The organism is Saccharopolyspora sp. NPDC045941 (genome assembly GCF_056431445.1).
In genome coordinates this window covers 22677-30983 of record NZ_JBWKKU010000044.1, presented here as the reverse complement: position 1 = coordinate 30983, position 8307 = coordinate 22677, and the positions used below count along the sequence as shown (strand labels likewise).

6 protein-coding genes are annotated in these 8307 nt (G+C 72.0%); all 6 read right to left on the bottom strand.

What is annotated here, in order from left to right:
- Window positions 1-140: 140 nt before the first annotated feature.
- Genes AC07FN_RS30165 through AC07FN_RS30140 form a run of 6 tightly spaced genes read right to left on the bottom strand, consistent with a single transcriptional unit; the run spans window position 141 to window position 8230 of the window.
- Window positions 141-1901, bottom strand: coding sequence for an acyclic terpene utilization AtuA family protein (locus AC07FN_RS30165; RefSeq protein WP_478398642.1), 1761 nt, complete (start codon window positions 1899-1901; stop codon window positions 141-143).
- A 58-nt stretch (window positions 1902-1959) separates the two neighbouring features.
- Entirely contained in the window at window positions 1960-2985 is a 1026-nt protein-coding gene (locus tag AC07FN_RS30160; protein WP_478398641.1) for a phosphotransferase family protein, read from the bottom strand.
- Between the two features lie 45 nt (window positions 2986-3030).
- Window positions 3031-4689, bottom strand: a complete 1659-nt coding sequence (locus tag AC07FN_RS30155) for a class I adenylate-forming enzyme family protein (RefSeq protein ID WP_478398640.1) — start codon at window positions 4687-4689, stop codon at window positions 3031-3033.
- Between the two features lie 30 nt (window positions 4690-4719).
- Entirely contained in the window at window positions 4720-5640 is a 921-nt protein-coding gene (locus tag AC07FN_RS30150; RefSeq protein WP_478398639.1) for an SMP-30/gluconolactonase/LRE family protein, read from the bottom strand.
- Complete coding sequence (locus AC07FN_RS30145) at window positions 5637-6977, bottom strand: phosphotransferase family protein (protein ID WP_478398638.1); 1341 nt, start codon at window positions 6975-6977, stop codon at window positions 5637-5639. Before AC07FN_RS30145 ends, AC07FN_RS30150 begins: the two co-directional genes overlap by 4 nt.
- The gene (locus AC07FN_RS30140) at window positions 6974-8230 is read right to left on the bottom strand and encodes an acyl-CoA dehydrogenase family protein (RefSeq protein ID WP_478398637.1); all 1257 of its coding nucleotides are present in this window, start codon (window positions 8228-8230) and stop codon (window positions 6974-6976) included. The genes AC07FN_RS30145 and AC07FN_RS30140 overlap by 4 nt, the downstream gene beginning before the upstream one ends.
- Between the last annotated feature and the right edge of the window lie 77 nt (window positions 8231-8307).

The window sequence follows — 8307 nt, the reverse complement described above, 5'->3', positions numbered from 1 at the left end:
GGACGGCCTCCCCTCTCCGTCCTCGAAAAACAAGATTTATTTTTTGTGGAAATAGCCCCCCCACACGGGGGGGGGTCGCGCTTTTTCCCCCGAAACCGGCGCTCACCACCCGGCCGCGAGCCGGCGATCGGTCGCGGCCGTCACGGCCCGTCCAGCAGGTCCACCGGGACTTCTACGTGGCGGGCTCGGAGAAATTCGCCGACCGCCTTGCCGATCGGGTCGACCCGCAGGTTGCTGGAACCGCCGGTGCCCAGCAGTCCACGCAGGACGAAGTGCACCGCGCGGAGGTTGGGGAACTCGTGCCGGACGATCTCCAGGTCCTTCGCCTCCGGCATCAGCCGTCGCAGCTCTTCAGTGCTCAGCAGGCCGCGCAGCCACGGCCAGGCCTTCGGGTCGTCTACCCACAGGCCCACGTTGCTGTTGCCGCCCTTGTCACCGCTGCGCGCGTGCGCGATCCGGCCGAGCGGGACGCGGCGCGTTTCGCCCGCCGGGTTCGGCTCGGGCTCGGGATGCGCGGGCTGAGCCGGTTGTTCGGCGGCCGGCGGCGGGACGATCTGGATCCGGGTGCCGTCGTCGAGCACCGCCTCGTGCGGCACCGCCTCCATCGCCAGCAGCGACGGCCAGTAGTCGATGCGCGGCTTGGGCGTCCCGGACTGGCGGGCGGCGCTGTCGGTGTAGAAGCCGGGGATGCTCGACAGGAACAGGCCGCCGAGTCCTTCCGCCAGCTCCTCCAGCGGCGCTCGCTCCGCGGCGGTGGCCATGATGCGCACCTGGACCGTGGCGTCCCACTGCCGTTCCGGGTCCTCCGCCGCGATGCCGAGGGCGCTCACGTCGAGCTCCGCTTCCGCGCCGTCGAGCAGCGCCTCGGCCTGGGCTCGGATCAGCGCGACCTTCTCGTCGATGTCCAGCCCGGTGGCGTAGAGCGTCGAGACGAGCTGGTGGCCGATCGGGGCGAACACCGCGACCTTGGTCGTGGGCGGCGGCGGGGATCCGGTGGTGCCGGAGAGCTCCACCCGGTCCGGGCCGATCTGCCGCAGCCGCACGGTGTCCAGGTGCGCGGTGACGTCCGGGTTCAGGTAGCGCGGGCCCTGAATCTCGTACACCAGCTGCGCGGTCACGGTGTCCACTGTGACCATTCCGCCGTCGCGGGCGTGCTTGGTGATGATCGCGGTGCCGTCGGCGGCGATCTCGGCGACCGGGAATCCCGGCGCGACCATGCCGGGCACCTGGGTGAACCCGGAGAAGTTGCCGCCGACCGCCTGCGGGCCGCACTCGATGATGTGCCCGGCCACCACCGCGGCGGCGAGTTCGTCCCAGCCGGTGTTGCGCCAGCCGTGCCACCAGGCGGCCGGGCCGACGGTCAGCGAGGCGTCGGTGACGCGCCCGCAGACCACGATGTCTGCGCCTTCGCGCAGCGCGGCCGCGATGCCCCAGCCGCCCAGGTAGGCGTTGGCCGCGATCGGCCGGACTCCCCAGTCCGCAAGCGGTGCGCCGCTGTCGAGACTCTGCAACGGGTGCCCGGCGGCCTGCAGATCGTCCAATGCGGACAGCACGTTGTCGCCTTCGACGTGCGCGACGCGCAGCCGCACGCCCGCCTCCGCGATCAGCGCCCGCACGGCGTCGGCCAGGCCGGCCGGGTTGAAGCCGCCGGCGTTGACCACGACCCGCGTGCCGCGTTCGGCCAGCGTCGGCAGGTGCGGGCGCAGCTGGTCGAGGAAGTACTCGACGAAGCCCTTCGACGGGTCGCTGCGGTGCCGGGCCGCCAGCATGGCCAGCGTGAACTCGGCGAGGTAGTCGCCGATCAGCACGTCGCACGGATCGCCGGCCACGGCCTCCGCGAAGGCGCTGCGCCGGTCACCGAGGTAGCCGGAGAAGCCGGCGATGCGGATCGCCCGGGTCATGAGTTCCTCCTCTTCCGCGGTCGTGAGCGTTCGTTCCGGCGAGAACCGGCATGAACGCTCACGAGAGCTCTTGCACCGCTTGCCAGGCGGCTTCGGCCTGGCGCAGTTCGTTCTTCGCGCGGGCTTCGGCGACGTAGCCGTCGTCGCCCATCACACCTGCCAGGTAGCGGGCCCGCACACCGGCGCTGATGCAGCACGACCGCCACCGCTGGAACGCCACGTAGTACGGCAGGTCCGAGACGTCGCGGCCGGCGAGCGCGACGTAGCGGTCGACCAGCTCCGCGCGGGTGGGGAAGCCCGGTTCGGCGGTGGGGCCGAGGGCGGTCGCGGGAGGCAGTTCGTCGCCCGGCTCCACCCAGGTCGCCAGCAGCCAGCCCAGGTCGGCGAGCGGCTCGCCGAGGGTGGCCAGCTCCCAGTCGAAGACGGCCAGCACCTCGCCGTCCGGCGAGAACGACAGGTTGCCCGGCCGGAAGTCACCGTGCACGATGCCGGTCTGCTGCCTCGGCACCTTCGCCAGCAGCGCGTCGTGCACCGCGTCCAGCAGCGGCAGGTCCGGCGCGCCGGACTGGTGCACCTGCCGCTGCCAGCGGCGGAGCTGCCGCTCCAGGTAGCCGTCGCGACGCGCGACGTCGCCCAGCCCGACCGAGTCCGGGTCGACGCCGTGCAAGGCCGCCATGCACTCCACCGTCGCCAGGCCCGCGCGCCGGCGCGCTTCCGCCGAGAACGACTCCGCCGAATCCGGACCGGCGAGCACGTGGCCGTCGACGAAGCCCATCACGTAGAACTCGGCGCCGGTCACCGACTCGTCGGCGCAGTACGCGAGCGGGTCGGGAACCGGCACGCCGGTGCCGTGCAGGGCGGAGATGAACCGCCACTCGCGGCTCATGTCGTGCGCCGTCGTGAGCACGCCGCCGGTGGGCGGGCGGCGCAGGGCGCGCACCTCGCCGTCGGCGTCGACGACGCGGTAGGTCAGGTTCGACCGCCCGCCGGAGACGACCGAGAACGTCACCGGCGGGCGCAGTCCCGGCACGTTCTCGGCCAGCCAGCGCTCGGTGTTCTCCGGCTCGATGCCACGCAGTTCCACGTCAACCTCGCACTACCTAGGCGTTCCAGTGACAGCCGCTTCGAATCAGTCCTTCACGGCGATCTGCTCGCGCAGTTGGCGTTTGAGGACCTTGCCGGTCGGCGTCCGCGGCAGTGCTTCCGCCCGCACCACCACGTGCGCCGGGACCTTGAAGACCGCCAGCCGCGCCGCTACGTGCGACCGGAGTTCTTCCGGGGAGACCGGGGAATGCAGGTTCACCACCGCCGCGACCTCCTCGCCGAGCGTCGGGTGCGGCAGGCCGATGACCGCGACGTCGGCCACCTCCGGGTGCTCGTAGAGGGCCGCTTCGACCTCCGCGCAGTACACGTTCTCGCCGCCGCGGATCACCACATCCTTGAGCCGGTCCACCACGTACACCCAGTCGTCCTCGACGTAGCCGAGGTCGCCGGTGCGGAACCAGCCGTCGATGAAGGATTCCGCGGTGGCCTGCGGGTTGTTCCAGTAGCCGCGCACGATGTTCGGCCCGCGGAACCACAGCTCGCCGATCTCGCCGGGCGCCGCGTCCTCGGCGGTGGCCGGGTCCACGACGCGCAGGTCCGTGCCCGGCATGCAGCGGCCGACGCTGTTGGAGCGGGCGAGGTAGTCCGCGCCCGCGTTGCCGACCACCGCCGAGGTCGTCTCGGTGAGACCGTAGCCGTTGGAAGGCGCCACGCCGGTGCCAAAGGCGCCGATGCGCTGCACGAGGTCGGGCGGGATCGGCGCACCGCCCATGTTCACGCCGTCCAGCCCGGCCACCGCGTCGCCCTGCTCGACCAGATCCCGCATCACGGTCGGCACGCCGGCCGCGCTGGTCAGCCCCTCGGTCTTGATCAGCCGCGCCGCGGCCTCCCGGTCCCACCGGTACATGGTGGCCAGCTTCGCCCCGGCCAGCGTGCCGAAGTACAGCGTGGTGAGGCCGGCGATGTGGAACATCGGGAAGGTCAGCAGCACGCCGGGCTGCGGTCCTTCGCCCAGCGGCGGGAACTCGCCGCCGTTGGCCAGCGCCGCCTGAACGCGCCGGTTCACCACCGTGTTCAGCAGGTTCGTGCAGTGGTTGCGGTGCGTGCCGATCGCGCCCTTGGGGCGGCCGGTGGTGCCGGAGGTGTAGAGGATCGTGGCGTCGTCGTCGGGCCCGATCGACACGTCCGGCAGGTCCGCGTCCGCGGGCAGCGATGCCAGCAGCTCCGACCACGCCCGCACGCCCGGCGCCGGATCACCCCCGCGCACCTCGACGACCGGGATGTCGCGGTCCAGCAGGGCGGTTCGCTGCGAGTCGGCGAACACCAGCTTCGCGCCGCAGTCGGTCAGGCCGAAGCGCAGTTCCGCGTCGGTCCACCATGCGTTGAGCGGCACCGCGACGAGCCCGGCCGCCTGGATCGCCCAGAAGATCGGCACCCATTCCGGGTAGTTGCGCATCGCGATCGCCACGCGGTCGCTGGAGACCAGGCCGTACTCCGCGCGCAGGCTGCGCGCCAAGCCCGCCACCAGCCGGTAGTGCTCCGCGTAGGTGCACCGGTAGCCGTCATAGACGAGGAAGTCGCGCGCGCCGTAGCCCTGGCTGAACAGCGCCACATCGCGCAGCGTCGTCGGCCCCTTGGCGTACACCCGCATCGGGATGCCGCCGACGTCCTGCGGCACGATCTCGAACTCACCGCCCGGACCGGTGAGCTCCGCGAGCAACCGCCGTCGCTGGTCCTCCGGCACGTCCCCTCCTTGAGTGTCCACAGTGATCTATCAAGCTCCGTAGTTGAGGCGCAGGCCTGGGCAGTGCCATTCGGTGGCGTAGAGGATTCCCCAGCCGGACGAGGTGATGTAGGCGGTGCGCAGGTCCGGGCCGCCGAAGCAGATGTTGGTGACGTGGAAGTCGTGCTTCGGCGGCTTGATCACGTCCTTGAGCTCGCCGTCCGGCGACAGCACGCTGATCCCGCCGGTCACCAGCGTCGCCACGCACACGTTGCCCTCGGAGTCCACGGCGAGCGAGTCCAGCAGTTGGTAGCCCTCGAAGCCGTGCAGCAGCTTGGCTCCTGCCGGCCCCTTGCCGCCCCGGCCCAGCGTCCCCGGACCCTCGACGTCCCAGTACCAGACCCGGCCGGTCGACGTTTCAGCCACGTAGACCCGCGTACCGTCCGGCGACAACCCGACCCCGTTGGCGTCGGCCAGCGGGTAGGCGATCTCCTCGATGCGACTGCCGTCGGCGGTGGCGTAGTACAGCCCGCCGCGGTCGGTCTCGCGCGGGCGGCGCTTGCCGAGATCGGTGAAGTAGAAGCCGCCCTCGGCGTCGAAGACGATGTCGTTGGGGCCGCGCAGGCCGTGGCCGTCCACGGCGGTGTAGAGGTCGGTGACCTCGCCGTCCGCGGTGACCCGCTGGATGCGGCCGCCGATGTAGTCGCCGGGCTGCATGCCGGGAACGTCGCGGCCGCCGATGTCGTGCCACTCGAATCCGCCGTTGTTGCAGACGTATACCGCGCCGTCCGGCCCGATCGCCGCCCCGTTGGGTCCGCCGCCGCAGTCGGCGACCACCGACACGGTGCCGTCCGGCGCGACTCGCGACAGCGTGCCGCGCTTGATCTCCACCAGCAGCACGGAGCCGTCGGCGAGGGCCACTGGCCCCTCCGGGAACTGCAGGCCCGATGTGATCGTCGTCAGCTCGGTCATGAGATTCCTCTCGGGTGCCGCGGATTGGCGACCGCGAGCCGGTCGAGCACCTGCTCCCACACGGCGGCGGCCGTTTCCGGTTGCCAGGGATCGAGTTCGCCGTCGCGGATCGCGCCGGCCAGGGCCGCCCGGTCGGCAAGCCCCAGATCCGCGAGCCGACGCCGGTGCCGCTGTTCCTGCCGCTCCGCCAATGCCAGTTCACGCTCCACAATGGACAGGGTGTTCGCGGCGACCCGGGACTGGAACCGCATCCTCCCGGCGCTGCCCGGCACGACCTCGTCGCGCAGGAAGTCCGCCACCGCCGCGACGAGTTCCGCCGCCGAAGGCCGTCCGTGCAGATCCGACACCGGCGTCCGGCGTTCCTGCCCGGGACCGGCCGGGCGCGGCACGCCGAGCTCGGTCAGCAGGTCGTGCTCCTGCTCGCACACGCGCCGGCCGATCGCGGCCAGCTCCATCGACGGCCGCTCGCCGCTGAGGTGCCGTTGCGCCTGCGAGCGGCAGATCACGCCCCACCGCGCGGTGCCGAGGATCTCCCACCAGCGCACCGCATCCGGGTCCGGCCGCCGCCCGGCGATCTCCGCGTAGCCGTCGAAGAGTTCTTCCCTGGTGCCGAAACCGCCGACCGGCAGCGGCGAGCCGAACCGCCAGGCGTTGACGCACAGCCAGCCCAGGTCCTCCATCGGATCGCCGAGGTGCACCAGCTCCCAGTCCAGCACCGCCCGCAGCCCGTCCGGGCCGACGATCAGGTTCCCGTTGCGGAAATCGCCGTGCACCAACGTTCTTCCGGTGTCGGGCGGCCGGTTCGCGCGCAGCCAGCGGAACGCGATCTCGACCGCGGGCAGCGGTTCGCCGAGCTCCTCGTAGGTCGCCACGAGCTGGTCGAGCGGGTCGGCCGACGGCAGGTCCGGCGCGGGAACGAGGTGGATCAGCGCCGCCGCCCGGCCGAGTTCGCGGGCCAGTTTCCCGCGTGCTGCGGCGAATTCCGGCTCGCGCAGCAGGCGCCGGGGAATCGACTCGCCGTCGACGTGTTCGGTGAGCACGTACGGCGAGCCGAGGATCGCGACGTCGGTGCTGTGGTCCACCAGCAGTGGCACCGGAACGCCCGCGGCCCGCGCCGCTTCCAGCACCACCGCCTCGCGCGCCATGCCCTCCGGACGCGCCGCGCCGACCGGGTCGCGCCGCAGCACCAGCCGCCGGGCTCCCCCGTCGAGCTCGACGAACCACGTCTCGCGGCTCGCCCCGCCGCTGGCCTGCGCCAGCCCGGTCACCTCGACCGGGCGCCCGAGCACCCCGGGCAGGCGACGCGCGAGCCCGTCCAGCGGCTCCGCCGCGCTCACCGGCGCCGCCCCGGGCCGGCGAAGCCGAACAGGTAACCGGCGACCTTCCGCTTCTGCACCTCCTCGGAACCTTCGGTGATCCGGTAGCGGCGGTGGTGCCGGTAGATGTGCTCGAACGGGGTGTGCCGGGTGTAGCCGAGCCCGCCGTGCACCTGCATCGCCTGGTCGGCCGCCTCGCACACCAGCCGATTGGCGCGGAAGTTGCACATCGACACCCGGTCGCTGATCTCGAAGTGCGGCCTGCGGTCCAGCTCCCAGGCGGTCTTGCGCACCAGGCCGCGCAGCAGCTCGGCGTCGGTCTGCAGCTCCACCAGCGGCCACTGGATGGCCTGCCGGTTGGCCAGCGGCTGCCCGAAGGTGATCCGCTCGCGGGCGTATTCGACGCTGCGGTCGATGCAGTACTGCGCCGCGCCGACGCCCGAGGCCGCCTGCCTGATCCGGTTCTCGTGCACGAAGTGCTGCGCCAGCGCGAGCCCGCCGCCGACCTCGCCGAACACCGCCGAGTCCGGCACCCGCACGTCGCGCAGGGTCACCTCGGCGTGGTCGGTGGGCATGTTGAAGGTCCACCAGTGGAAGTCGACGGAGAAGCCCGGCGCGTCGGTGGGCACGATGAACGCGGTGATGCCGGTCGCCTGGCCGGGCTCGCCGGAGGTGCGGGCGAAGACGATGTCGTGGGTCGCGGAGTGCATCCCGGAGTTGAACCGCTTGGCGCCGTTGATGATCCAGTCGCCGCCCGAGCGGACCGCGGTGGTCTCCAGCCAGGTGGCGTCGCTGCCGTGGTCGGGTTCGGTGAGGCCGAACGCGAGCCGCTTGCGGCGCGCCAGCACGGGTTGGAGGAATTCCTCGCGCTGCTCCGGGGTTCCGAACGCCAGCAGCATGTGCACGACCGGGAAGTTGCCCACCACCGACGACTCGTTCTGCAGGTCGTTGTGCAGGCCGAGGCCCTTCGCGGCGAGGTGCTCGCGGATCACGGCCATGTCGAAGTTGGTGCCGTCCGAACCGCCCACCTCCGCGGGCAGCCCGTAGCGCAGCCAGCCCGCCCGGTCGGCACGGCTGAACATCTCGCCGAGCAGTTCCTCCCACTCCCGGCGCGGCGTGCCGCCCGCTTCGAAGTCGGTGCGGGCGAATTCCCGGCGGTGGTCGAAGAACCGCTCGTTGTCGTCCTGCTCCTGCAGCGGGCGGATCTCGGAGTCGATGAACGCGTCGAGCGCGGCGAGACGGCTGACCAGCTCGGCCGGGAGAGCGAAGTCCATGCGTTCTCCTCACGTGTCCCATCGGAATGCGGCGGGGATCACTCCGCACCACCGCCGGTTCTCGCGGCGTCATCCGG